The sequence below is a fragment of the Rhodococcus sp. MH15 genome (genome assembly GCF_019266045.1).
Lineage (GTDB): Bacteria > Actinomycetota > Actinomycetes > Mycobacteriales > Mycobacteriaceae > Rhodococcus_F > Rhodococcus_F qingshengii.
Map to the genome: position 1 here is coordinate 117,979 of NZ_LPNP01000061.1, position 23,402 is coordinate 141,380.

A 23,402-nucleotide genomic window follows, 5' to 3' on the forward strand; every position below is an offset into this window, starting at 1 on the left:
GAGCGGTGACTGCGGGTGCGAACGTGAATGACATCGAGACGGTACTGCTCCTCGGCGGACGAAGTGAGATCGGCCTCGAGATCGCGGTCAGGCTCGCGCCGGGCCGCAACATCGTTCTGGCTGCCAGACGCAGCGGAGAGCTGTCGGAGCAGGAGCAGATGCTCAAAAACGCCGGCGCTGTCGACGTCTCCACCGTCGAGTTCGACGCCGACGCCGTGGACACTCACGGAGAGCTCCTGGGCGCCGTCGTCGCCGAGCACGGTCGGATTTCGGTTGCAGTGCTGGCCTTCGGAATTCTCGGCGATCAGGCGCGTGCCGAAACCGACTCGGCGCACGCGGTCGCGGTGGTGCACACCGACTACGTGGCACAGGTCAGCATCCTCACCCACCTCGCAGAGATCATGCGCCGACAGGGAACCGGAAAGATCGTGGTGTTCTCGTCCGTCGCCGGCGTCCGGGTTCGCCGCGCCAACTACGTCTACGGGAGCGCAAAGGCCGGCTTGGACGGTTTTGCCAGCGGTCTCGGCGACGCGCTGCACGGTTCGGGCGTCCAGTTGATGCTGGTACGGCCAGGGTTCGTCATCGGGAAGATGACCGAGGGAATGTCGCCTGCCCCGATGTCGAGCACTCCGTCGCAGGTCGCCGACGCCGTCGTACGGGGACTGAAATCCGGGGCGACGCGTGTGTGGGTTCCGCGAATTCTGCAGCCGGTGTTCTTCGTCATGCGGCTTCTGCCTCAGACGATCTGGCGCCGGATGCCGCGATGACCACACACCCGGTGGTGATCGTCGGCATCGGCGCCGACGGCTGGGACGGGCTGTCCGAGAGCGCAAAGGGCGCAATCCTCGGTGCGGAGGTCCTGATGGGGTCGCCGCGCCAATTGGACTTGGTCCCGGCGACACATCTCGGGGCACGGCGTGCGCCCACCAGGCTCACCTGGCCGTCTCCGATGATTCCGGCGTTGCCGTCGATGTTCGCCGAGAACGCGGACCGCAGAGTATGCGTGCTCGCCAGCGGTGACCCGATGTTCCACGGTCTCGGTGTCACATTGGTCAGGCTGCTCGGCGCGGACAACGTGCGAGTGATCTCCCACCCGTCGTCGGCGGCGTTGGCGAGCGCGCGAATGGGATGGGCATCGGCCGAGATCGACGTCGTGAGCCTGGTCAACCGAGACTCGGCGACAGTATTGGCTTCCGTGACTGACGGTGCGCGACTGCTGGTGTTGAGCAACGGGCGCTCGACACCGGGGGAGGTGGCACGTCTGTTGTCCGGCGCGGGCTTCGGTCGATCGATCGTGACCGTGCTGGCCCAGCTGGGCGGGGCCGGGGAATCGCGGACCGTCATGGTCGCAGACGAGTGGGATCACGCGGACGAGGACGTGGACGCGTTGAACGTTCTGGCCGTCGAGTGCATCGCGGCCGATCCTCTCTTGCGGCTGACTCGAATCCCGGGGCTACCGGATGCTGCTTTTGTCGGCGACGGTCAGATGACGAAGCAGGAGATCCGTGCGTTGACGTTGTGCGCGCTTGCCCCGGCGCCGGGAGAACACCTCTGGGACGTGGGCGGTGGGTCGGGAACCGTCGCCATCGAGTGGATGCGAACTCACCCACGTTGCACTGCAACAACATTCGAGAAGGTGGCGAGCCGCGTGTCGCAGATCGGTGCCAATGCACTCAATCTCGGCGTGCCCGCGTTGAACGTGAAAGGGGCCGCGCCGGAGGCGTTTGCGGACGAAACTCGACGTCCCGATGCGGTGTTCGTCGGCGGCGGCGTCACGCAACCGGGAATGCTCGAAGCGTGCTGGGAGCAGTTGAGCGTGGGTGGTCGTCTGGTCGCGAACGCCGTGACCGCCGAGTCCGAATCGTTGCTGCTCGGCTGGATGAGTCGCCATGGTGGGACGCTTCGACGCTTTCAGGTGCAGCGCGCCGAGTCGTTGGGAACGTTCAACGTTTGGCGACCGCAACTTCCGGTGGTCCAATGGTCCGTCACAAAACGTCAGCCGTCTGCAGGCGCAGACACAGATACGCCGGAGGAATCCACACAATGACCGTTCATTTCATCGGTGCGGGTCCCGGTGCGGCAGATTTGATCACTGTCCGCGCGCAACGGATCATCGCTGCGAGCCCTGTGTGCTTGTACGCAGGCAGCCTTGTTCCAGCGGAGTTGCTCGAGTGGTGCCCGGTCGGAGCTCAGGTCGTGGACACTGCTCGGCTGAGCCTGGACGAGATCACCGCGATTCTTGTCGAAGCGGATTCCGCTGGGCTGGACGTCGCGCGTTTGCATTCCGGTGATCCGTCGATCTTCAGTGCAGTGGCAGAGCAAGCTCGTCGCCTGGACGCCGCAGGAGTCGATTTCGACATGATTCCCGGTGTTCCTGCATTTACCGCGGCTGCAGCCGCGCTGGGGCGCGAGCTGACTGTCCCAGGCGTCTCGCAGACCATTGTTCTCACCCGAGTCTCCACCTTGTCGACGGCGATGCCGGAGGGCGAGGATCTGCGGTCCCTCGGCCGCAGCGGCGCGACGATGGTGATTCACCTCGGCGCTCATCGCATCGAACAGATCGCATCCGAGTTGGCCGACAATTACGGCGAGGACTGCCCGGTCGCGGTGGTCGCCTTCGCCTCACGGCCCGAGGAGATCGTTGTTCGAGGCACTTTGAAGACGATCGTCGAACTTGTTCATGCGGCCGGCATCACGAAGACGGCCGTCGTGATCGTCGGCCGAGTGTTGACTGCGGAGGGGTTTCCGGACAGCTACCTCTACTCGGCAGCGCGCGAGAGAAGCACACACTGACCTCGACAGGTACTCGTCGCCGCGTACTCCTGCTCGGCGGCACAGGCGAAGGTCGAGTGATCGCTTCTCGCTTGGCCGGTTCAGCCGACCTCGAGGTTGTCACATCGCTGGCCGGCCGGGTTCGTGATCCTCGATGGCCGGAGGGGGAAGTGCGTATCGGCGGGTTCGGGGGAGCCGAAGGGCTGTCGGAGTGGTTGTCGGCCAATGATATTCGTGCAGTGCTCGACGCCACGCATCCGTTTGCCGCTCGCATCACCCAGAATGCGTTCGAAGCGTGCCTTGCGAATTCCGTGCCGTACGCCATGTACCGACGCCCGCCCTGGCGCGAGCAACTCGGTGACACTTGGCTTCCGGCACACGATCTCGATCACGCCGCAGAGTTGGTGCCGACGGTCGGCTCACGCGCTTTTCTGACGATCGGGAGGCAAGGAGTTTCGGCGTTCGACCGCGTGAAGAGCGTCTCGTTTCTCGTGCGCTCGATCGATCCGCCTTCGGGGACATTGCCGCCTCACTCGCAATTGCTGCTCGCACGTGGTCCATTCGACATCGAAGCGGAGGTCGATCTGATGCGAACTCACAGCATCGACGTCGTGATCACCAAGAACAGTGGCGGCGAGCAGACGTACGCAAAGATCGCCGCAGCCAGGCAATTGTCGATCCCGGTGATCGTCGTCGAACGACCACCGATCCCGGCGACCGTCCCGGCATTCGATACCGAAGCCGAGGCGATGGACTGGCTCACGGCTTTCGGTCGTGGAACGGCGCTGTGAGGCCGACATCGCGTTCGCTTCAGGTTCGTCTAAGGTTCCGTGACCATACTGGAGGGATGTTGGGATTTTTCGACGCCGCACTGCGGGACCGCGCATGAGAGTGTCGGTTCCCGGAATGAGCCGTCGAAAACCATCGGGAATTCACGTGCGGACGCTCCATGCTCGCGTGAAATTGCTGACTGCAGGCCTGGTGGCGATCGCGGTGATCGTGTCGGCGTCGGCGGTGTACATAGTGTTCAACGCGTATTTGCAAGGCAACGTCGATCGACAACTCGAGCGCACGAGTGACGCGATCACCGACACCGTCAATTTCGGCGGTGTCACACCGGTTCTGGGATTGACGGCCGGCGCGGATACAGCGGTCATCCAGGCGGTGGGGCTTCTTACTGCCGACGGCGCCTTGGTGACGGCGACTCCCGGTCTGCCGCCGTTCAGCACGAGCGCAGACGCCATCAGGTCGATCGCAGACGGCAATTCGTCGCAGACAATCGCGACGGTTGATGCGTATCGAATTCTTGTCGAGCCCTCGGTTGCGGGCCAGACTTTGGTTGTCGCGCAATCCCTGGGGCCGACGCGTTCGGTACTCAAGCGACTGGCAGTGGTGTTGGCGGCACTCGGGGCGGCCGGAATCGCCCTAGCTTACGCGGCCGGAGATGCTGTGGCACGCACAGGATTACGGCCGATTGCGCGACTTACTGCGGCGACGCGGCGGGTCGCCGAAACGGATGATCTTGCGCCGATCCCGGTGACCGGTGACGACGAGTTGGCGTCGTTGACAGTCAGTTTCAATCGGATGCTCGGGACGTTGTCGGAATCGCGGGCACGCCAGAGAAGTCTGATCACCGAAGCGGGCCAGGACCTTCTGGCTCCTTTGACTGCACTTCGCACCAATATCGAGTTGTTGATGTCTTTCGATACCAAGTCCGGCGCGATTTCCGAGGCGGATGCAACGCAGCTGCGTGAGGAAATCACCGACCAGATGATGGAGTTGACGCTCCTCGTCGGAGAGTTGGTGGACCGTGCGCGGGTTGACGAAAGCACGTTGGGGAGAGGAGATTCCCTCTAAATCGGACGTCTGACCAGCGACTTTGTTGCATTCGTAATTGAAGCAATGGAAGGAGCGCTGGTAATGTGGGGCAATTGTGAAGTTTTTGGGTATAGCTGGAATGTGGCGCGAACCGTGGGGTTTGCTGGGCGGGGGCCTTTGGAGGACGAGAGGGATTCAGTGGTCAAGCAAGCACGCGCCGAGCTGACTCGGCAGCAAATCGTTGCCGGCGCGGCCGCGCAGTTCGAGAAGACTGGTTACGGCAGCACCAGCATGGCCGACATAGTCTCGGGGGCCGGTACTACCAAGGGCGCGTTGTATTTCCATTTCGCGTCGAAGGACGAGCTCGCGCAATTCATCATTGCCGAACAGCATCGGCTCTCGATCGAGTCGGTGCAGGCGATTTCCGCGACGGGCAAGGACCCGTTGGAACAGATGATCATGCTCACGCACGAAATGGCACGCCAGATTGTCGACGAGCCGATCGTTCGCGCGGGCATTCGGCTCACGCTGGAACTGAGCACGTACGAGGGGCCGGTGGAACCGTACGCCGAATGGATCTCGGCAATCACCGATCTCACCGCCAGGGCTCAGGCGGAAGGTGAAATCCGAAAATCGGTCAGCGCAGAATCGTTCGGCAGGTTCATGCCCTCGGCATTCACGGGGGTACAGCTGGTTTCGAATGTTCTCACCCGACGCTCGGATCTTCCGGATCGTGTCGACGAGATGTGGCAGATCCTGCTTCCGGGGATCGTCAGCGACGAACTTTCCGGTGACATCGAGCGCCTCGTCAAGTCGCGGTGGACTCCGGCGGCGGCGTAACCTGCGGACATGGCCGTCACGCGGATAGTTTCGGATCTGTCGAGTAGTTCGCTCGAGGCCGCGCAGCGCTTCTACACCGAAGTGCTGGGCCTCGAAGTTGTCATGGATCACGGGTGGATCGTGACGTTGGCTTCGCCGACGGATCCGTCATTGCAGATCAGCGTCATGACGCACGACGCTCATGCGCCCGTAGTACCGGACGTCTCCGTCGAGGTGGATGATCTCGACGCGGCGTACGAGGCCGCGGTGCAGCGCGGCGACACCATCGTCTATCCCGTCACCGAGGAGCCGTGGGGGGTCCGCAGGTTCTTCGCTGCCGACCCCGACGGCCACGTGATCAACATCCTCAGCCACCGACGCGAGCAATGATGGCGTCCCGCCCGGGCGGGCTGACGTACCTCGAGGTGGGCGCAACGTCAGGCGTTCTCCCCGCCGGCTATCACCACGTTCACGAGAGCGCGACGGTCGGATCCGGACGGGAGGATTTCGAGGTTGCCGCTCGAACCGTCGCGAATTGGGGAATGCACCGCGGAGCCGGACTGGCCGTACGGACGGCAGCCCCGACCGCCGTGGCAGGTCAGGATGCGACCTTCGGACTCGGTCCGGTAACTATCCCCGTTCGGATCGTCTATGTCGTAGACGAACCCACTCGCAAGGGCTTCGCGTACGGAACCCGCGCGGGCCACCCCGAATGCGGGGAGGAATTGTTTGTCGTCCAGTTCGACGAGAGCAGCAATGAGGTTCGCATCGAGATCGTGGCGTTCTCCAAGCCCGGAACGTGGTGGGTGCGTCTCGGTGCTCCGATCGGACGTCGAGTACAGGCGTTTGTCACGCGCCGCTACATCCGTGCCGTCCGCCAGAGCGTCGCCCGATCGCGGGTATGACCGCTGCCGGGCGCGCTGGAAAAATGATTGGACGAGCTTCGGTTCGGGTTGATAGCTTGTGCGAGACCGTGACAACACGCCAGGAGGTGAGACCCATGAACGCTGTAACCATGTGGGTGCTCCCACTCGTGTTCACGGATCGGCGATTGACGTAGGTGTCGCCGGGAGCGCCTCGAGTAGGCAATCCCGAAAGGTAACACCATGCAATCCAATTCTCAGACCATCGAATTCACCTCCGAGACAACGTCGAACGGTGCCATCGAACGCCATTTCGTTGTAGACGACATCACCGGCGTGCTCTGGTCACCGCCATCCGGATCCGTCGGATCACCACTTCTGCTGTCCGGGCACTCCGGCGGCATGCACAAGAAGGCGCCGGGACTGGTTGCCAGCGCACTCCACAGTGTGAGCTCCCACGGGTTCGCAGTCGCCGCGATCGACGCGCCCGGACATGGCGATCGGCCGCGGAACACACAGGACGAACAGTGGGTCGAGGCGATCCACCAGGCTAGGGCGGCCCACGAGTCGATCGCTCCGATCGTCGTCGAGTACAACCGATCGCTGGCGGAGCGTGCAGTGCCGGAATGGCAGCGGACAATCGACGCTCTGCAAACGCTGCCCGACGTCGACGCCGACGCTCCGATCGGCTTTGGCGGCGTGTCGCTAGGGGTCGTGACCGGGCTGATGTTGGCCCCGGTCGAATCCAGGATCGCTGCCGTGAGCTTCGGTGGAGTTTTTGTGGACGACTCCCTCATCGAAGCGGCACGAAAGCTCACGGTCCCAGCCGAGTACCGGATCCCATGGGACGACAAGGATTACGACCGCACGTCAGGGGTAGCGTTGTTCGATGCCTTCGGCTCGACGGAGAAGACGCTGCACGCCTACTCGGGCAGGCACTATCCGGTGCCCGACTACGAGCGCGACAGTTCGGCTCAGTTCTTCGTCCGCCACCTCGGCGGGAGCGGTGGCGCTCCTGTGAGCTGACGTGAACACGTATCGGCGTCCGGCCTGTGTCGGACGCCGATACGATTTTGATCCTTCGCTCGCTAGTAGCCGTCCAGCTTGGCCATTTTTGTTGAGGCGCGCGAGGGCGCGCGCAAGCATGGCCCTCGACCGGGGGTGCTTACAGCTCGAGGTGCAGTGCCCGTGGAATAGGGGGCCAGAGTGTTCGATAGCGACGAGTGGTCCTTACGGTCCGCCGGGCGGAACGAACTTGTTCGTGATCCAGTTCGATGCTTCGATCTCGTTGAGGATTGTCCGGAGAACTTCGGTGGCTAATGCTCGTGCTGTGCCGAGTGTCCGGTCAATACCGAACATCGAGCATGACTGGAAACTCTTCTCGCGTCCGAGTTGAGGCGACGACATGTCTTTCAACCGCGCATGTCCAGCCATGCGTCGACTAACCGTCCGATACCTGACCTGGGGGCGGTACTTGAGTGGGCCGATATCGCACGGCGACTGCACCCGACTGGAACTCGTGGCGATCGACGAGTTCGAGTTGGATGCGCTTGCGCAGACCGGCGAGCAACGTCGGTCCCTGTCCGGCGAGGACCGGTTGCACAACGAACTCGTACTCGTCGATCAGTCCCAGGTCTGCCAATGCCAGGGGGAGTGTTACGCCGCCAACCCACAGGCCTTCGCCGGGCTGCTCCTTGAGCCGTAGAATCACTGGCCCCAAGTCGCCTTGCACGAGTTCGGCATTCCAATCGACCCCGCTCAGCGTGTTCGACACGACGTACTTCTTCGCCCGGTCCATGGCCTGGGCGAACGGGATCTCCCACTCGTCCATCCAGTCAGGCCATGTGCCCGTTGCGGGCCGCCGCCACGCCGACTCCATCATCTCGTAGGTCACCCGGCCGAACAGCAAGGCATCGGCTCGTTCCATCTGAGCGGTCCAGTAGCGCATCGACTCCTCGTCGGGTGGGAGCCCCGCCTCGTGATGGCAGCAGCCGTCGAGTGTGACGTTGATCGAGTATCGAAGTGGTCTCATCTCGTTGTTCTCCCCTGATAGGCGCAGAGTGACAGCACCGGACCGTACTCAGACTACTGCCGGGCCGTCGGTGTAGATCAGGTTCGGGACCTGGAGTCACGCGGGGGTCGACCGAACAGTAACCAGACGAGCGCACCGAGTACAGGCACCGCGATCACCAGTGCCGACCACCAGAATTTGCCGCCCGAGCGTTCGAAGTCGGTGCGCACGATCGCCACGAGCGCGCTAATCGTGATGAAGATCCAGGCAAGAACGAAGACGGTGAAGGTGATGTCCATCCAAAGCGGAATGGTGGGGTTGGGGGTCGATTCGTTCACGCTTCCAGACCACTTTCGACGACTGTGCCTTGATGAAACAACACGCTCCATCGATTCTCGGTGAACCGCCAGATGGATGATCGCTCGGTAACTCGTTGCGCTTGCGCCAGCCGGTACGTCACCAGATACGTGTCAGGTGCAATCCGGCTCAGCGCTGGCCGGTCAGCCGTCCACCCGAGTTCGGCGGCGTCGTTCACCTCGCCGCGGAGGCGTCGGCGCTCAACTACCGACTGCACGTAGTCGCGGGTGTATCGAGCGCCGGAGGCTCCGATCTCCCGGAACTGCGGGTCGACGACCGCATCGAACTCGTCTCGTGACATCGCTACTCGAGTTCGGTGAAACAGAGGTTCGAACTCCATCAACTCGTCGAGGATCGGGCGAAACTCGTGTGGGGTCGTCACGACTGCTCCGAGAACTGCGCCCTCATCTCGATCCCTATCTCCGCGTGTCGCAGGAGGAAGGCCTTCTCGTCATACCCCTTGCGCCGCAACCAGAGAGTGACCTCGCTGTTGCATTTGCTTGCATTGCACGAGCGGCACGCCGGTGCGATGTTGTCGAGTGGGTAGCGCCCACCGCGGGAGATCGCCAGCACGCAGTCACGCTGCGGCGACTCGTCCGGCTCGCCGCAGTACGCGCAGCCACCCCAGGCCGCTTTGAGCGCGGACCACTGCTCGACGGACAGGTCGTGCTCCATCAGATCCATTCGGCGTTTGCGCCTACGCGCGTATCTGGCTTTCCGGGTCCGGTTGACGGGCATGAGGCCATGCTATCGCTGTGCGATGTTCACTCCGGGTAGCGCCGCGGGGTGAACACCTGACGGCCCGAACCGGTTTCGACGACCGTCGTCATCGAGGAGCCGACGATCAGCAGAGTTCGCATGTCGATCTCGGAAGGCTCGAGCTCGCCGAGGGTCACGACGCGAACTGATTCCTCGGCACCGGCAACATCGCGGCCGATGACGACGGGAGTCTCGGGGGAGCGGTGCTCGAGCACGAGGTCCTTCATGGCTTGGACCTGCCACGTCCGGGACTTCGACGCCGGGTTGTAGACCGCAAATGCCATGTCTGCGGCTGCAACTGCCGAGATACGGCGCGCGACGACATCCCACGGCTTGAGGCGATCAGACAACGAGAGCACCGCGTAGTCGTGCCCGAGGGGAGCGCCGACGCGACTGGCGACAGCGTTTGCCGCCGTCATGCCGGGAAGGATGCGGACCGGCACCCCGCGCCACTGGTCTTCGGCGGCAACTTCGAGAACTGCTGCAGCCATGGCGAATACGCCGGGATCACCCGAGGAGACGACAGCTACACGGGCGCCGTTCTTCGCCAGGTCCAACGCCATCGCGGCGCGTTCCGCTTCGACGCGGTTGTCGCTGGAATGGCGACGCTGGCCCGGACGCGTCGGCACGCGATCGACGTACGGGCCGTAGCCGACGAGGTCGGTTGCCAACGAAAGCTCATGCGCCACTTCGGGTGTGGTCCAGGCGGTGTCGCCCGGCCCGAGTCCGACCACGACCACCTCGCCGCGAGACTCGGTCGCAGGTCGAGGGTTGTTCGACGGGCTCGGAACGATGGCGATCGAGAAGTACGGAACTCCGTCCGGGTCGACCTCCGCAGCGGATTCGACGCGTTGACGTGTGGTGCTCGCGCGCTCGACGTAGTGGGCCTCGCCGAGGCGACCGGAATCCTCGAGCGATTGGAGGACCGGTGGGAAGGTACGTCCGAGCTTGAGGATGGCCGCGGCGTCGGTTTCCTTGAGCCGCCTGGTCAGCTCGGCCTGCGGCAACGTTCCGGGCAGGATCGTGAGGATCTCTTCACCCTCGACCAGCGGCTTTCCGAGTGCAGCAGATGCCGCGCTGACGGAGGTGACGCCGGGAATCACTTCGGCGTCGAAGCGATCGGCCAGTCTCTTGTGCATGTGCATGTAGGAGCTGTAGAAGAGCGGATCGCCGGCGGCGAGCAACGCGACGGTTCGACCGGCCGCGAGGTGAACTGCCAGCCGTTCGGCAGCTGCTTCGTAGAACTCGTCCATCGCGCCCTGGTATCCGCCGGGATGATCAACGGTCTCGGTGGTCACGGGGTAGACGAGGTGTTCTTCGATCTGTCCTTCGCGCATGTACGGCGCTGCAACTCCGCGGGAGATGCTCTTGCCGTGCCGCGCGGAGTGGAACGCAACCACATCGGCCTCGCCGATGACGCGGGCAGCCTTGACGGTCACCAATTCGGGATCGCCGGGGCCGATACCGACACCCCAGAGCTTGCCTGCACTCATTCGACTTCGCTCGCAATCGCATTGACGACGGCGGCGGTGATCGCGCTGCCGCCGCGTCGGCCGCGGAGAACGAGATGATCGATCCCGCTGGCGTGTTCGATGAGGGCTTCCTTCGACTCGGCAGCGCCGATGAAGCCGACCGGACCTCCGACGATGGCGGCCGGACGGGGTGCGCCGGCTTCGATGAGGTTCAGGAGATGGAACAGTGCGGTGGGTGCGTTTCCGATCGCGACAACAGCGCCCTCGAGCTTGGCTCCCCACAGTTCGAGAGCAGCCGCCGAGCGAGTGTTGTCGATGGTCGACGCCAGCACGGGAACCCGCGGATCGCCGAGGGTGCAGATGACGTCGTTGCCGGCGGGCAGACGCTTGCGCGTGATGCCGGCAGCCACCATCTGGGCGTCGCAGAAAATCGGCGCGCCGTCGCGCAGAGCTGCGCGCGCAGCCGAGACGACACCGGGTGTGAAGGCGACGTCGTCGACGAGATCGACCTGGCCACTTGCATGAATCATGCGCACTACAGCTTGCGAGACATCCGCCGGGAAACGGCTCAGGTCGGCTTCGGCCCGAATGGTGGCAAAGGACTGGCGATAGATTTCCGCGCCGTCACGGATGTACTCGATCATGTGCCACACGATAGAGGCATCACCGATCGGGCGGATTCACCCGGTAACCGTCACCCGTCGCGATCACATCCGCTACGTCCCCGCGGGGACGTCCACAACTGCGGTCGCACCCGGCCCAGTGCTGGCGCCCGACAACGGGAAGTTCTGCCTGCTCGACGGCGGTGATCGCGTCGGCGCGCACATCGGCGAGCGACTTCTCGCATCCCGGACTTCCGGTGCAGGCGGTGACCTCGAGCCACGGTGAGTTCTCGTCGAAGATCAACCCCATGGGTGCCAGCACCCGGACTACCTGCTCGGCTGCCCATTCGTCGAGGTCGAAGATATGCACCGATCGCCACGGCGTCACGACGACGGGCTTGTCGACGGCGGCGAGGAACTCGGCCAGCCGAGCGTCGAGCAGCCCGAATCGCAGGCCGCCGCCCAGAGCTACGGTCCCGTCGCGCTGCTCGAGCCAGCCGATAGTGGGCCGTGCATCCGGCGTGAGGTCCGCCGCAACGGTGGACTCGGCGCTCAGACCCAGCTGCTCGAGGGTGCGTTCGATTCCGTCCGGAACCTCGGCCAGGCGCCAGTGCTTGTCGCGGACGTCGAGGAATGATCGGGCCGCCTCGAGGAGCAATTCGACGGCGTCGTCCGCCTGGACGAGATGAGTGGTGTGGTGACCGGCGAGCACCAGTGAATGCTCGGTGGCGCTGCGCGCATGGAGTCCGAAATCGCCCCGTAGCCCGGTGATGTCTCCGCGCCCGTCGTCGAGGGTGAACAGGGTTCGCCCTGGCAGATCCGCCAATGCTTGATCTGATTGGATCGCCGAATCGAGACGGTGGACCAGTTCACGAATGTCGGCTACGCCCCCGATACGGCCGGACAGTGGGGACGCGAGGATGTTGCGCACTCGCTCGTGCGTCGCGGACGGCAGCAGGCCGGCCGACGCGATTCGCGCTGCGAAGGCTTCGGGATCCGAGACCGAGCGCAGTTGTACGTTGCCCCTCGAGGTGAGTTCCATCTGCCCGTTGCCGAGATCGCGCGCCGCGTCGGCGAGCGTCTGCAACTGGGTGGGGGTGAGGAGTCCGCCGGGTAGGCGCACGCGTGCCAATGCGCCGTCGGCGGCGTGGTGAACTTGCAGTGCACCCGGGCACGCGTCTGGCTGTGAACGGTCCGTGGGCATGGCTCCAGGGTACGACCTGTCATGAGTGCCTTCTGCGGACCGGTAGCATCACCACCACCAGTGACGGCAGTTGAGGAAACCGGTGAAAGTCCGGTGCGGTCGCGCCACTGTGAGTGTTGCTCGAGCGGGACGTGTTTCCGCTCGGAAACACGAGTCAGACCCTCAACCGCCGTCGATGACAGATCTGTGCCACGGGGCGCGAAACCCCAGGAAGGCTTCACCCGTGATTCTTCTGCTCTCCACGTCCGACACCGATCTGCTGAGCGCCCGCGCCAGCCAGGAAGCCGGCGACGGAGTTTCCTACCGCTGGGCCAACCCCTCACGCTTGCTGGTCTCGGAGGACTTGCCGCCCTTGCTCGACGGCGTCGACCTCGTGATCGTTCGTATCCTCGGCAGCCGTCGCAGCTGGGAAGACGGCCTGGACATGGTCCTCGCCTCCGGACTCCCCGTAGTCGTTCTCGGCGGCGAGCACGCGCCGGACGCCGACCTCATGGAGTGCTCGACGGTTTCCGCCGGTGTTGCTGCCGAGGCGCACAACTACCTGGCCGAGGGTGGCGCACAGAATCTGGCACAGCTGCACCACTTCCTGTCCGACACCGTCCTGCTCACCGGCCACGGGTTCGAACCGCCGGCCCACCTGCCTTCCTGGGGCATCGCTGATTTCGCGCCCGATCTCGACTCGGCGAGCGGTCCGGTCATCGCAGTTCTGTACTACCGCGCCCAGCATTTGGCCGGAAACACCCGGTACATCCAGGCGTTGTGCGACGCGGTCGCCGAGGCCGGTGGCACCGCGCTGCCGATCTACTGCGCATCTCTGCGAACCGCAGAAGCCGAACTTCTGAGCACGCTCCGCCGCGCCGACGCCATGGTCGTGACAGTTCTTGCTGCCGGTGGCACGAAGCCCGCGACCGCGTCCGCCGGTGGCGACGACGAAGCCTGGGATGTCGCCGCACTGGCTGCGCTCGACGTCCCCATCCTGCAGGGCCTGTGCCTGACCAGTAGCCGCGCCACCTGGGACGAGAACGACGACGGACTGTCGCCTCTCGACGTCGCGACCCAGGTCGCGGTGCCGGAATTCGACGGCCGCATCATTACCGTCCCGTTCTCCTTCAAGGAAATCGACTCCGACGGACTGTCCACGTACGTCCCCGACGTCGAGCGCGCTGCCCGTGTCGCCGGGATCGCGGTCCGTCACGGCAAGCTGCGCCACATTCCCACCACCGAGCGTCGCGTTGCTCTGATGCTCTCGGCGTACCCGACCAAGCACGCCCGCATCGGCAACGCCGTCGGTCTCGATACTCCGGCGAGCGCAATCGACCTGCTCACCGAAATGCGTTCTGCCGGTTACGATCTCGGTCCGGTCGACGGTCCGGACGCAGTTCCCGGCCTGGCGGCGAAGGACGGCGACGCGCTGATCCATGCCCTGATCGCGGCCGGCGGACAGGATCCCGACTGGCTCACTGCCGAGCAGCTCGAGGGCAATCCGATCCGCATCTCGGCAGCGAAGTACCGCGAATGGTTCGCCACCCTGCCCGAGGAACTGCGCAGCGGTGTCGAAGAGCACTGGGGCGCAGCGCCCGGAGAGCTGTACGTCGACCGCTCGCAGGATCCCGACGGCGAAATCGTCATCGCGGCACTGCGATTCAACAACATCGTCCTCATGGTCCAGCCGCCGCGGGGATTCGGTGAAAAGCCCGTCGCGATCTACCACGACCCGGATCTGCCGCCGAGCCACCACTACCTCGCGGCCTACCGCTGGATCGCTGCAACACCGGACAACGGCGGATTCGGCGCCGACGCCGTTGTGCACCTCGGCAAGCACGGCAACCTCGAATGGTTGCCCGGCAAGACACTCGGCATGTCGAGCAACTGTGGCACCGACGCAGCCCTCGGCGACCTGCCGCTGATCTACCCGTTCCTCGTCAACGACCCGGGTGAAGGAACACAGGCAAAGCGTCGCGCCCACGCGACACTCGTCGATCACCTGATCCCACCGATGGCCCGCGCCGAAAGCTACGGCGACATCTCCCGCCTCGAGCAACTGCTCGACGAGCACTCCAACATCTCCGCACTCGACCCGTCCAAGCTGCCGGCCATTCGCCAGCAGATCTGGACGCTGATGCGGGCAGCCAAGATGGACCACGACCTCGGCCTCGCGGAGCGTCCCGAAGAAGACGTGTTCGACGACATGCTCCTGCACGTCGACGGTTGGCTGTGTGAGATCAAGGACGTCCAGATCCGCGACGGCCTGCACATTCTCGGCCGCGCACCCGAGGGCGACGCCGAAATCGAACTGGTCCTGGCCATGCTCCGTGCCCGTCAGATGTGGGGCGGCGAACAGAGCGTCCCTGGTCTGCGCGAAGCTCTCGGGCTCAGCGAAGACGGCGACGAGTCCCGCAACCGAGTCGACGACGTCGAGGAAAAGGCGCACGCTCTGGTTCGCGGCATGTACGACGCCGACTGGAACCCCGCTGCGGCAGAACAACTCAGCGACGACGAGACCGTCGTGAAGATCCTTCAGTTCGCGGCCACCGAAGTGGTTCCACGCCTCCGACAGACGAACAACGAGATCAAGCAGGTCCTGCACGCGCTCGACGGCGGCTTCATCGCCGCCGGACCGAGCGGGTCACCGCTGCGCGGCCTGATCAACGTGCTTCCCACCGGTCGTAACTTCTACTCCGTCGATCCCAAGGCAGTTCCCTCACGACTGGCGTGGGAGACCGGTCAGGCGATGGCCGAGTCGCTCGCCGCTCGATATCTCGCCGATCACGGCGAGTACCCGCGCTCGGTGGGTCTGTCCGTGTGGGGTACCGCCGCCATGCGTACCTCCGGCGACGACATCGCCGAAGTGTTCGCGCTCCTCGGTGTTCGCCCTGTCTGGGACGAAGCAAGCCGACGCGTGGTCAACCTCGAGGTCATCGATCTCGAAGAGCTCGGCCGCCCGCGCATCGACGTCACCGTCCGCATCTCCGGATTCTTCCGTGATGCGTTCCCGCACGTGCTCGCACTGCTCGACGACGCCGTTCAGTTGGTCGCCGCATTGGACGAGACGGACGAGCAGAACTACGTGCGCGCCCACGCGCAGGCCGACCTTGCCGAGCACGGCGATGCCAGGCGTGCGACCACTCGCATCTTCGGTTCGAAGCCCGGAACCTACGGCGCCGGCCTGCTGCAACTCATCGACTCCAAGACCTGGCGCGGTGACGACGACCTCGCCGAGGTGTACACCAACTGGGGCGGCTTCGCGTACGGCCGTGGGCTCGACGGAATCCCGGCAGCCGACGACATGCGCAGTGCATACCGTCGAATCAACGTGGCGGCCAAGAACACCGACACGCGTGAGCACGACATCGCCGATTCGGACGACTACTTCCAGTACCACGGCGGCATGGTTGCCACCGTGCGCGCGCTGACCGGAAAGTCGCCCGAGGCATATATCGGCGACAGCACTCGACCGGAATCGGTTCGCACACGCACACTTTCGGAAGAGACCGCACGTGTCTTCCGGGCGCGCGTGGTCAATCCCCGCTGGCTCGACGCGATGCGCCGTCACGGGTACAAGGGTGCGTTCGAGATGGCGGCCACGGTCGACTACCTCTTCGGGTACGACGCCACCACAAACGTGGTCGCGGACTGGATGTACGAAAAGCTCGCCGAGACCTACGTTCTGGACGAGCAGAACCAGAAGTTCATGACGCAGTCCAACCCGTGGGCCTTGCACGGAATCGCCGAGCGGCTCCTCGAAGCCGCCGAGCGCAACATGTGGGAGCACCCCGAGCAGAAGACACTCGACGGCTTGCGTCAGGTGTACCTCGAAACCGAAGGCGAACTCGAGGGGGAGTAAACCTCGAGAATCACCGGCAGGTCCGGGCGCTGAAGTGTGTCAGCGTCCGGACTTGATGATCTGAGCGATGTTCCGCTCCGCCAGAGCAGTGATGGTCAGTGACGGATTGACGGTGCCGGTGCTGCCCGGAATGGCAGCGCCGTCCATCACGTACAGGCCGTCGTAGCCCTTGACTCGCCCGTAACCGTCGGTGGCCTTGCCCAGAACCGCACCGCCGAGGGGATGCGCGGTGAACGAGGAATTGACGTCCTTCGCGAACGGCAATGCCGACGGCAGCGTGGTGCCGGCGAAGGCCATCTTGTTCTGGACGGCGCGTAGTGCCTCGACGGTGGCGTCGTTGCCGTTCTTCGGCCAGTTCAGCACCACCCGATCGGAGCCGCCGTCGTAGGCGAAGTCGGCGCGCTGCGAGTCGAGGGTCATCCCCAAGGTTCCGAGCATGCCGATGTTGACGGGTAGGCCGGGGACGTACCAATTTTCCAGGGAGAGTGGCATTCCCGACTCGTCGACGATGCGTGATGCCGACGGTGCGGCTTGCGCAGTGCCGTCACTGAAGCCGAACGAGCGCACCATCCCGGCGTCGCCGTTCGTTCCCCAGCCCTTACCGACGTGTTCGTTGAGGTTGGGCAGCGCGCCCGTCGCCTGGGCGCGTACCAGCAGTTCGGAGGTGCCGATCGAGCCGGCGCCGAGGAACAGACGGTCACAGGTAAGAGTCTTCCGGGCCAGAACGCCACCCGTCGGATCCGTCGATTCGACGTCGACGACGTAGCGTCCATCACGTTCGCGACTGATCGCGAGCACCTGATGTCCGTAACAGACGGTGGCTCGTCCGGTGGCTTCGGCGGCGGGAATGTAGTTCTGTGTGAGGTCGAACTTCGCGCCGTTGGAGTTACCCATGTTGCTGTCACCGACAGTGGCCGAGGCTCGGGTTCGGCCGTCGAGTTCTGAGCGCACCACGTCCCAGTTCCAGATCCCGTCGATCCGCTGCGGATCGAATCCGGCACGACGAGCGTCCTGATCCCAACGACGCGAGTGACCGAAGTTCGGGGTTTGGTAAATGTCTTCGGGCAACGGGCTCAGACGCAGCATCTGGCGCACTTTGGGGTACCAGGTGGACGCCATCTCGTCGTAGTCGAGGGAGTTGCCGAAGACTGCGTCGAAGAATCGGCGCTCGGGCGCGATCATCACGCCGGTGAAGATGATGGAACCACCGCCGACTGCAGCGCCGCGCCAGACCGAGATGTGTTGGTAGTCGGTGGCATCGAGGACGCCGCTGAAGTAGTCGCACGCCACGGGGAGTCCGGTGAGGTTGGTGAACGATGTTCGCCGGAAGACTCCGCGGCCGTCGGCCAGCATGTCGGAGGTGTGAATCTCCCGTTGCGGATCATGCGGCCACCGAAGTCCGCGTTCGAGGATGGTGATCTGGGTGCCGCTCTGCGCCAACCGGAGGGCGGTGGCGCTTGCGCCGAATCCGGACCCGATGACGATGGCTTCGGAATGCTCCGGGGGAGTAGGAGATGGTGCGAACAACTCGGGGACGAGCGCGCGGTAGTGATCAGCACCCATCGGGAGCGCCCGCAGTGGTGCGGGGGTGGCGTGGCTGGTCGACGTCGACATGAGCGGCGCCGCGGCTGCAACTGCCGCCCCCGCCCCGGCGGCTTTGAAAAAGTCACGACGCTGCATGTCACGGCGCTGCATGTGTAAATTCGACTCCCCAGTTCGACGGTTTGCCTCAGAATAACTCGAGATGGAGTTCGGGGACGAAACGGCGTGTCTGACGTCAAGAAGAACCGGATAAAACGTGCATAAGTGGCACTTCCTGGGTGGTACTGATCGGTCACCAGATAGTCGCGGAATCTTGTCGGTGTTCAGCGAGAGGCGCTCGCACCTATCCTCGAGGAGTGAACCCCGACTTCAAGCGCGTCTCCGAGGCCAAGTACGTCCTACTCACGACCTTCCGCAAGGATGGAACTCCGGTGGCGACTCCACTCTGGGCCGCGCCGGACGGCGACAAGCTCCTGATGTGGACCGTCACCGATTCCTACAAGGTCAAGCGCATCAGGCGAAACCCGTCGGTCACCGTCGCTGCGTGTGACGCTCGGGGAAATCCCAAGGGTGAACCGGTGGCCGCCGTCGCCGAGATCCTCGACGGACCGGGCACCGATCATGCTCGAGACGCGATAGCACGTCGGTACGGAATCCTCGGCTGGATCACCATGAAAGGCAGTCTCCTGCGCCGCGGCAAGACCGGAACGATCGGACTTGCCATCACTGCAGCCTGACCGCGCGTCAGTTGCCGAGCAGATCGTCCAACGCTGAATCGAACCGCGGATACGTGAAGGGGAAGCCTTTGTCCGCCAACACTTTCGATACGGCATGACGACCCGTCAGGCCCAGGGCAGCGTCGCTGCGAAGAAGGAACGCGCCGAATCTGACCATGAAAGCGGGCGTCGGCGGCGCAGGTGGCCGGTGAAGGTGCTTGCGCAGCCCGGCCATCAGCTCTGAGTTTCGGACGGGATCCGGAGCCGTCGCGATGACCACCCCCGAGGCAGCCGAAACGGGTTCGAGTGCCCAACGAACGATCGACAGCCAGTCCTCGATGTGAATCCAACTGGTCCACTGCCTACCCGAGGCGACGCGTCCGCCCAGTCCGAGACGCACGAGCAACAGCAATCGCTCGAGCGCCGGTGTGCCCTTCTCCAACACGACACTGGTTCGCAGGATCACCACTCGTGACGCGTTTGCACCCTCGACCGCTGCCTCCCAGTCCTTTGCGACGTCGGTCATCTGAGGTGGCCCGTCAGCGAGGGGAGAATCCTCGTCCAATCGTGCCTCACCCGCATCGCCGTAGATCGCGAGCGTGCTCGCCTGGATCCACACCGGAACAGGGTTCGCCAGTAGTTTCGACGCTTCGACCAGCGCGCGGGTCGGATCGACCCGGGAGTTGGTGAGTAGTGCGATGTTTGCCGGGGTGGGTCGGCGATCGACCAACTCGCCGGCCAGATTGATCATCGCGGCGCCGCCGAGTTCTCCCGCCCAGTCGCCCACCGTGACACCGTCCCACTGAACCTGCCTGTGCCTGCCAGGTTTCGGTGAGCGAGTCAGGACCACGACGTCATACCCACGGTCCGCGAGATCGTCGCTGATCCGGCGGCCGAGAGCGCCGGTGCCGCCGGCGATCACGACCTTCGTCATCACTGCGCCTGGCTGACCGAGGACATGTGGAAGTCGGGAATCCGCATGGGCGGCATGGCCGTGCGGGTGAACCAGTCTTTCCACTCCCGGGGAAGCGTGATCTCGGTACGTCCAGCCTCGGTGACCCGCCGCAGGAGATCGAGAGGGCTCTCGTTGAAACGGAAGTTGTTGACGGCGCCGACGATCTTGCCGTCCTCGATCAAATACACCCCGTCACGGGTGAGTCCGGTCAACAGCAGCGTCGTCGGATCCACCTCACGGATGTACCAGAGGGTTGTGAGCAGTAGACCCTTCTCGGTACCTGCGATCATGTCCTCGATCGAGGTGTCGTCACCACCGGTCAGGATGAGATTGTCGCCGGGAACTGCGACAGGTCGACCGAATTCTCGTGCAGCGTGGCGCGGGTACGCCAGCGCATTGACGACGCCGTCTCGGACCCAGTCGACGGGTTCGATCTCCATACCGTTGTCGAACAGTGAGACGGATTCACTCGACGACGTCGTGATCACGAACGGCGCGGATTGCAAGCCCTCGGCGCCGGGGTCGGAGGTGAGTGTCAGTGGCAATCCGAGCTTCTCGCCGATCCGGGTACCACCGGTGGTGGACAGTGCGGTGTGGCCCTCTTCGGCGCCGCGACCCTCCATGGTCCACATCAGATAGATCATCAGGTCCGCCACAGCCGACGGCGGAAGAATTGTCTCGTAGCGGCCGGCAGGCAGACTGACGGAGTTACCCGCCCAGTCGAGTCGAGTGGTCAACTGCGACAAGAGCTTCGGTATCGAGATATCGCTGAAATCGACAGTTCCGGATCCGACCCAGGCGCTGGCGTCGCCGCGCTTGCCGTTGATTTCCACGGAGCCGGTGGCCTGAGCCGTTCTACGTCGCACGCCCGTCGAGGTGCCGAGCCAGGTGGTGTGCAACTGGTGGTGAGCGAAGCCGAACAACTGGTCGCCGCCGTCGAAGCCCTTCGCCAGGTCGGCAGCCAACTGAGCAAAGACACCGATGTCGGTCAGGGCGGCCGGCAGGTCCCAGTCGGTCTCTGCCGCCGACTGCGTGATCAGGTCGGACGCGTCGTCAGCCGGACTGGCTGTGCGCGCAGCTTCTTCGCTTGCCTGTACGAGTACGGAAATCTGCTCCGGATCGACACTGCTGGAACTGACAGTGCCCACCTTCGCGATGTCACCCTCGCGCACGATCGAGATCACCGTCCACGTCCGGGACAGCGAAACTCCGTTGGTGGTCATCGAATTGTTGGCCCACCGCAGCGACGCCTCACTCGCATCGGTCACGATCACCAACGATTCGTCTACCGTCCTCGCGGCCAATGCACGCTCGACGACCTGCTGCGGATCGATCACTGCTGAGCCTCCGAACGAGTATTGAGGATGTTGACTCCGCGGAACAGAGCGGACGGGCAGCCGTGGCTGACCGCCGCAACCTGACCGGGTTGCGCCTTGCCGCAGTTGAACGCCCCCTGCAGGCGCCAGGTCGACTCACCGCCAACGGCTTCCATCGAGCCCCAGAAATCCGTCGTCGTCGCCTGATACGCCACGTCGCGCACCTGACCGTCGAGCTTTCCGTCACGGATCTTGAAGAACCGCTGACCGGTGAACTGAAAGTTGTAGCGCTGCATGTCGATCGACCAGGACTTGTCACCGACGACGTAGATGCCGTTCTCGACTCGCGAGATCAGGTCTGCAGTCGAGGTGTCCGTAGAAGGGTCGGGGGAGAGCGAGACGTTGGCCATTCGCTGGATGGGAACGTGATGTGCGGAGTCGGCGTACGAGCAACCGTTGGAACGCGTCAGCCCCAGCCTCGGCGCGAACACGCGGTCTAGTTGATACCCGACCAGTGTTCCCTCTGCCACCAGATCCCACCGTTGAGAGGCGACGCCGTCGTCGTCGAATCCGACGCTGGCCAGGCCGTGCTCTTCGTTTCGGTCGGCGGTCACGTGCATGAGTGGCGTTCCGTATTTCAGCGTTCCCAGCTTGTCCGGCGTCGCGAACGACGTACCGGCGTAGGCCGCTTCGTAGCCGATCGCGCGGTCGTATTCGGTGGCGTGTCCGATGGATTCGTGGATCGTGAGCCACAGATTGGTCGGATCGATCACGAGGTCGGTCGGACCCGCTTCGACGGTCGGTGCCTTGGTCTTCTCGGCCAGCCACTCCGGGATCTGCGCGAGCTCATCGCCCCAGTTCCATGTGCTCTCCGCCCCGAGGTACTCCCATCCGCGGCCTACCGGCGGCGCCAAGGTGCGCATCGATTCGAAGCTGCCGGCCGACTTGTCGACGGCGGTCGCCTCGAACTCGGGGTGCAGACGCACCCGTTGCTGGGTGATCGACGAACCGGCCAGATCCGCGTAGAAGGTCTGCTCCTTGACCTGGAGGACACTCGCCGTGACGTGATCCACGCCGTCGGCGGCTTGAAGCCGTCCGGAGTAGTCGACCAGCAGGCCTACCTTCTCGGCCGTCGGTGTCGCGAAGGGATCTTCGAGGTACGGCGACACCCACGTCGCGTCGGCGTAGACGGGCTCGTCGGCGAGGGTGACCGGATCCCGATTGAGCGAGCGCAATGCCTTCGCGACCTCGACCGCTTGGCGTGCCAGCGCAGCAGCGACATCGGGGGACACCTCGGCGTGCGAGGCGAATCCCCACGTGCCGTCGACGATCACACGGACGGCGACCCCGATCTCGTCTCCGTCGGACACCGCCTGAACTACGCCGTCGCGCAAGCGGATCGACTGTGTGATCACGCGGTGGACACGAACATCGGCGTGCTGGGCGCCGGCCGTTCTCGCTGCCGACAGCGCCGCATCAGCGACAGCTCGCAGCGGGAGGGCGAGGAAATCTGCATCGACATCTCGGGTGACGGTCACGCACACGACGCTAGCCGACGACCGCCGATCTCAGCCGAACTGCTGCCATCCGAGGCGAATCACCATGGCGATCACGACCACCAACAGCGTGATCCGCACGAATCCGGATCCCTTGCTCAGCGCCATCCGCGAACCGATCACCGAGCCGAGAATGTTGCACACCGCCATCGCCAAACCCAAACTCCACCAGACATGCCCGGTGACGGCGAAGTAGGCGAGCGCGCCGAAATTGGAACCGAGATTGATCACCTTCGCCATCGCTGCGCTCCGAACGAATTCGGTTCCGAGGAAGGTCGCGAAGCTGATGATGAGGAAGGTGCCGGTGCCGGGTCCGAGCAGACCGTCGTAGAGGCCGATGAGTCCGGCGGAGAGCAGCAGGACGAGGACGGTCTTGCGCTGCGTCGGACGATGGGTCGCGATCGTGGTGCCCAGCGTCGGACGCATGGTCACGAAGACGGCGACGGCGACGAGGACGACCATCACGATCGGAATGAAGTACTTCTTGTCGATCAGCGAAACGGCCGCCGCCCCGCACGCGGCCGTCACCGCAGCCAACGCGGCTGCCGGCGCCATCTGCCGCCACTCCATCGGGATTCGACGGGAGAACGTGTACACCGCAGCACTCGTCCCGGTGAATGCCGTCAATTTATTGGTGGCCAGTGCCGCCTGTGGGGTCAATTGCGGGGCGACCAGAAAGAGCGCCGGCAACAGAATCAATCCACCGCCGCCGACCACGGCGTCGACCCAACCCGCCGCCGTCGCTGCCGTCATCAGCAGTCCCCAATCAGCAATATCCACGGCGGTGACTCTTTCA

Annotated in this window: 23 protein-coding genes and 1 riboswitch; of the genes, 11 read left to right on the top strand and 12 right to left on the bottom strand. The window is 64.3% G+C overall.

Features of this window, described 5'->3' with window-relative positions; all coding sequences use genetic code 11:
• The first annotated feature begins 5 nt into the window (after window positions 1-5).
• The 9 genes from ATN37_RS08635 to ATN37_RS08675 all read left to right on the top strand — a co-directional run bounded on the left by ATN37_RS08635 (window position 6) and on the right by ATN37_RS08675 (window position 7,298).
• Window positions 6-767: an SDR family NAD(P)-dependent oxidoreductase gene (locus tag ATN37_RS08635; protein ID WP_007729858.1), complete on the top strand. Its 762-nt coding sequence runs from the start codon at window positions 6-8 to the stop codon at window positions 765-767.
• Window positions 764-2,047 (top strand): precorrin-6y C5,15-methyltransferase (decarboxylating) subunit CbiE, encoded by a 1,284-nt coding sequence (gene cbiE, locus ATN37_RS08640; protein ID WP_218695010.1) that lies wholly within the window; start codon window positions 764-766, stop codon window positions 2,045-2,047. Before ATN37_RS08635 ends, cbiE begins: the two co-directional genes overlap by 4 nt.
• Entirely contained in the window at window positions 2,044-2,793 is a 750-nt protein-coding gene (gene cobM, locus ATN37_RS08645) for a precorrin-4 C(11)-methyltransferase (protein WP_003944967.1), read from the top strand. Before cbiE ends, cobM begins: the two co-directional genes overlap by 4 nt.
• Window positions 2,790-3,563, top strand: coding sequence for a cobalt-precorrin-6A reductase (locus ATN37_RS08650; protein WP_037126390.1), 774 nt, complete (start codon window positions 2,790-2,792; stop codon window positions 3,561-3,563). The genes cobM and ATN37_RS08650 overlap by 4 nt, the downstream gene beginning before the upstream one ends.
• Before the next feature lie 145 nt (window positions 3,564-3,708).
• A complete protein-coding gene (locus ATN37_RS08655; RefSeq protein WP_007729850.1) occupies window positions 3,709-4,629 on the top strand; it encodes a HAMP domain-containing protein in 921 nt (306 codons plus the stop codon).
• A gap of 159 nt (window positions 4,630-4,788) precedes the next feature.
• On the top strand, window positions 4,789-5,430 hold the full coding sequence (locus ATN37_RS08660) for a ScbR family autoregulator-binding transcription factor (RefSeq protein ID WP_019748499.1): 642 nt from the start codon (window positions 4,789-4,791) through the stop codon (window positions 5,428-5,430).
• 9 nt (window positions 5,431-5,439) lie between these two features.
• The gene (locus tag ATN37_RS08665; RefSeq protein ID WP_019748498.1) at window positions 5,440-5,799 is read left to right on the top strand and encodes a VOC family protein; all 360 of its coding nucleotides are present in this window, start codon (window positions 5,440-5,442) and stop codon (window positions 5,797-5,799) included.
• Window positions 5,799-6,314 (top strand): DUF1990 family protein, encoded by a 516-nt coding sequence (locus tag ATN37_RS08670; protein WP_082893229.1) that lies wholly within the window; start codon window positions 5,799-5,801, stop codon window positions 6,312-6,314. The genes ATN37_RS08665 and ATN37_RS08670 overlap by 1 nt, the downstream gene beginning before the upstream one ends.
• Window positions 6,315-6,515: 201 nt before the next feature.
• The gene (locus tag ATN37_RS08675; RefSeq protein ID WP_064074793.1) at window positions 6,516-7,298 is read left to right on the top strand and encodes an alpha/beta hydrolase; all 783 of its coding nucleotides are present in this window, start codon (window positions 6,516-6,518) and stop codon (window positions 7,296-7,298) included.
• Between the two features lie 415 nt (window positions 7,299-7,713).
• Here ATN37_RS08675 and ATN37_RS08680 read toward each other — a convergent pair whose 3' ends face one another.
• The 7 genes from ATN37_RS08680 to cobG all read right to left on the bottom strand — a co-directional run bounded on the left by ATN37_RS08680 (window position 7,714) and on the right by cobG (window position 12,677).
• Entirely contained in the window at window positions 7,714-8,304 is a 591-nt protein-coding gene (locus ATN37_RS08680) for a dihydrofolate reductase family protein (RefSeq protein ID WP_064074792.1), read from the bottom strand.
• Window positions 8,305-8,381: 77 nt separating this feature from the next.
• Window positions 8,382-8,621, bottom strand: a complete 240-nt coding sequence (locus tag ATN37_RS08685) for a PLDc N-terminal domain-containing protein (RefSeq protein WP_218695011.1) — start codon at window positions 8,619-8,621, stop codon at window positions 8,382-8,384.
• Complete coding sequence (locus ATN37_RS08690; protein WP_007729842.1) at window positions 8,618-9,022, bottom strand: hypothetical protein; 405 nt, start codon at window positions 9,020-9,022, stop codon at window positions 8,618-8,620. The genes ATN37_RS08685 and ATN37_RS08690 overlap by 4 nt, the downstream gene beginning before the upstream one ends.
• Entirely contained in the window at window positions 9,019-9,378 is a 360-nt protein-coding gene (locus ATN37_RS08695; protein ID WP_218695012.1) for an HNH endonuclease, read from the bottom strand. The genes ATN37_RS08690 and ATN37_RS08695 overlap by 4 nt, the downstream gene beginning before the upstream one ends.
• 26 nt (window positions 9,379-9,404) lie before the next feature.
• Entirely contained in the window at window positions 9,405-10,892 is a 1,488-nt protein-coding gene (gene cobJ / locus ATN37_RS08700; protein WP_030536355.1) for a precorrin-3B C(17)-methyltransferase, read from the bottom strand.
• A complete protein-coding gene (locus tag ATN37_RS08705; protein WP_007729839.1) occupies window positions 10,889-11,515 on the bottom strand; it encodes a precorrin-8X methylmutase in 627 nt (208 codons plus the stop codon). The genes cobJ and ATN37_RS08705 overlap by 4 nt, the downstream gene beginning before the upstream one ends.
• Window positions 11,516-11,534: 19 nt before the next feature.
• The gene (gene cobG / locus ATN37_RS08710) at window positions 11,535-12,677 is read right to left on the bottom strand and encodes a precorrin-3B synthase (protein ID WP_218695013.1); all 1,143 of its coding nucleotides are present in this window, start codon (window positions 12,675-12,677) and stop codon (window positions 11,535-11,537) included.
• 74 nt (window positions 12,678-12,751) lie between these two features.
• Window positions 12,752-12,837, top strand: a riboswitch (cobalamin riboswitch).
• Window positions 12,838-12,900: 63 nt separating this feature from the next.
• Here cobG and ATN37_RS08715 point away from each other — a divergent pair.
• A complete protein-coding gene (locus ATN37_RS08715) occupies window positions 12,901-16,521 on the top strand; it encodes a cobaltochelatase subunit CobN (protein WP_042919753.1) in 3,621 nt (1,206 codons plus the stop codon).
• A 39-nt stretch (window positions 16,522-16,560) separates the two neighbouring features.
• Here ATN37_RS08715 and ATN37_RS08720 read toward each other — a convergent pair whose 3' ends face one another.
• Window positions 16,561-18,216 (bottom strand): GMC oxidoreductase, encoded by a 1,656-nt coding sequence (locus tag ATN37_RS08720; protein WP_082845784.1) that lies wholly within the window; start codon window positions 18,214-18,216, stop codon window positions 16,561-16,563.
• A 203-nt stretch (window positions 18,217-18,419) separates the two neighbouring features.
• Here ATN37_RS08720 and ATN37_RS08725 point away from each other — a divergent pair, with 203 nt between their 5' ends.
• On the top strand, window positions 18,420-18,800 hold the full coding sequence (locus ATN37_RS08725; RefSeq protein ID WP_054188250.1) for a PPOX class F420-dependent oxidoreductase: 381 nt from the start codon (window positions 18,420-18,422) through the stop codon (window positions 18,798-18,800).
• A 7-nt stretch (window positions 18,801-18,807) separates the two neighbouring features.
• Here the strand turns inward: ATN37_RS08725 and ATN37_RS08730 are convergent, their stop codons facing one another.
• Genes ATN37_RS08730 through ATN37_RS08745 form a run of 4 tightly spaced genes read right to left on the bottom strand, consistent with a single transcriptional unit; the run spans window position 18,808 to window position 23,386 of the window.
• Window positions 18,808-19,713 (bottom strand): TIGR01777 family oxidoreductase, encoded by a 906-nt coding sequence (locus ATN37_RS08730; RefSeq protein ID WP_063316392.1) that lies wholly within the window; start codon window positions 19,711-19,713, stop codon window positions 18,808-18,810.
• Window positions 19,713-21,071 carry a metallopeptidase TldD-related protein gene (locus tag ATN37_RS08735; RefSeq protein WP_209908682.1) on the bottom strand — a complete coding sequence of 453 codons (1,359 nt, stop codon included), beginning with the start codon at window positions 21,069-21,071 and terminating at the stop codon, window positions 19,713-19,715. Before ATN37_RS08735 ends, ATN37_RS08730 begins: the two co-directional genes overlap by 1 nt.
• On the bottom strand, window positions 21,068-22,588 hold the full coding sequence (locus tag ATN37_RS08740) for a TldD/PmbA family protein (RefSeq protein WP_218695014.1): 1,521 nt from the start codon (window positions 22,586-22,588) through the stop codon (window positions 21,068-21,070). The genes ATN37_RS08735 and ATN37_RS08740 overlap by 4 nt, the downstream gene beginning before the upstream one ends.
• Window positions 22,589-22,618: 30 nt before the next feature.
• Entirely contained in the window at window positions 22,619-23,386 is a 768-nt protein-coding gene (locus ATN37_RS08745; RefSeq protein WP_218695016.1) for a TSUP family transporter, read from the bottom strand.
• Window positions 23,387-23,402: the final 16 nt, after the last annotated feature.

Bases quoted from the DNA above. Each gene is read 5' to 3' on its own strand.
- cbiE (WP_218695010.1), top strand. From the start codon at position 764: ATGACCACACACCCGGTGGTGATCGTCGGCATCGGCGCCGACGGCTGG.
- ATN37_RS08695 (WP_218695012.1), bottom strand. From the start codon at position 9,378: ATGCCCGTCAACCGGACCCGGAAAGCCAGATACGCGCGTAGGCGCAAA.
- ATN37_RS08720 (WP_082845784.1), bottom strand. From the start codon at position 18,216: ATGCAGCGCCGTGACATGCAGCGTCGTGACTTTTTCAAAGCCGCCGGG.
- ATN37_RS08705 (WP_007729839.1), bottom strand. From the start codon at position 11,515: ATGATCGAGTACATCCGTGACGGCGCGGAAATCTATCGCCAGTCCTTT.
- ATN37_RS08730 (WP_063316392.1), bottom strand. From the start codon at position 19,713: ATGACGAAGGTCGTGATCGCCGGCGGCACCGGCGCTCTCGGCCGCCGG.
- cobJ (WP_030536355.1), bottom strand. From the start codon at position 10,892: ATGAGTGCAGGCAAGCTCTGGGGTGTCGGTATCGGCCCCGGCGATCCC.
- ATN37_RS08675 (WP_064074793.1), top strand. From the start codon at position 6,516: ATGCAATCCAATTCTCAGACCATCGAATTCACCTCCGAGACAACGTCG.
- ATN37_RS08665 (WP_019748498.1), top strand. From the start codon at position 5,440: ATGGCCGTCACGCGGATAGTTTCGGATCTGTCGAGTAGTTCGCTCGAG.
- ATN37_RS08680 (WP_064074792.1), bottom strand. From the start codon at position 8,304: ATGAGACCACTTCGATACTCGATCAACGTCACACTCGACGGCTGCTGC.
- cobG (WP_218695013.1), bottom strand. From the start codon at position 12,677: ATGCCCACGGACCGTTCACAGCCAGACGCGTGCCCGGGTGCACTGCAA.
- ATN37_RS08670 (WP_082893229.1), top strand. From the start codon at position 5,799: ATGGCGTCCCGCCCGGGCGGGCTGACGTACCTCGAGGTGGGCGCAACG.
- cobM (WP_003944967.1), top strand. From the start codon at position 2,044: ATGACCGTTCATTTCATCGGTGCGGGTCCCGGTGCGGCAGATTTGATC.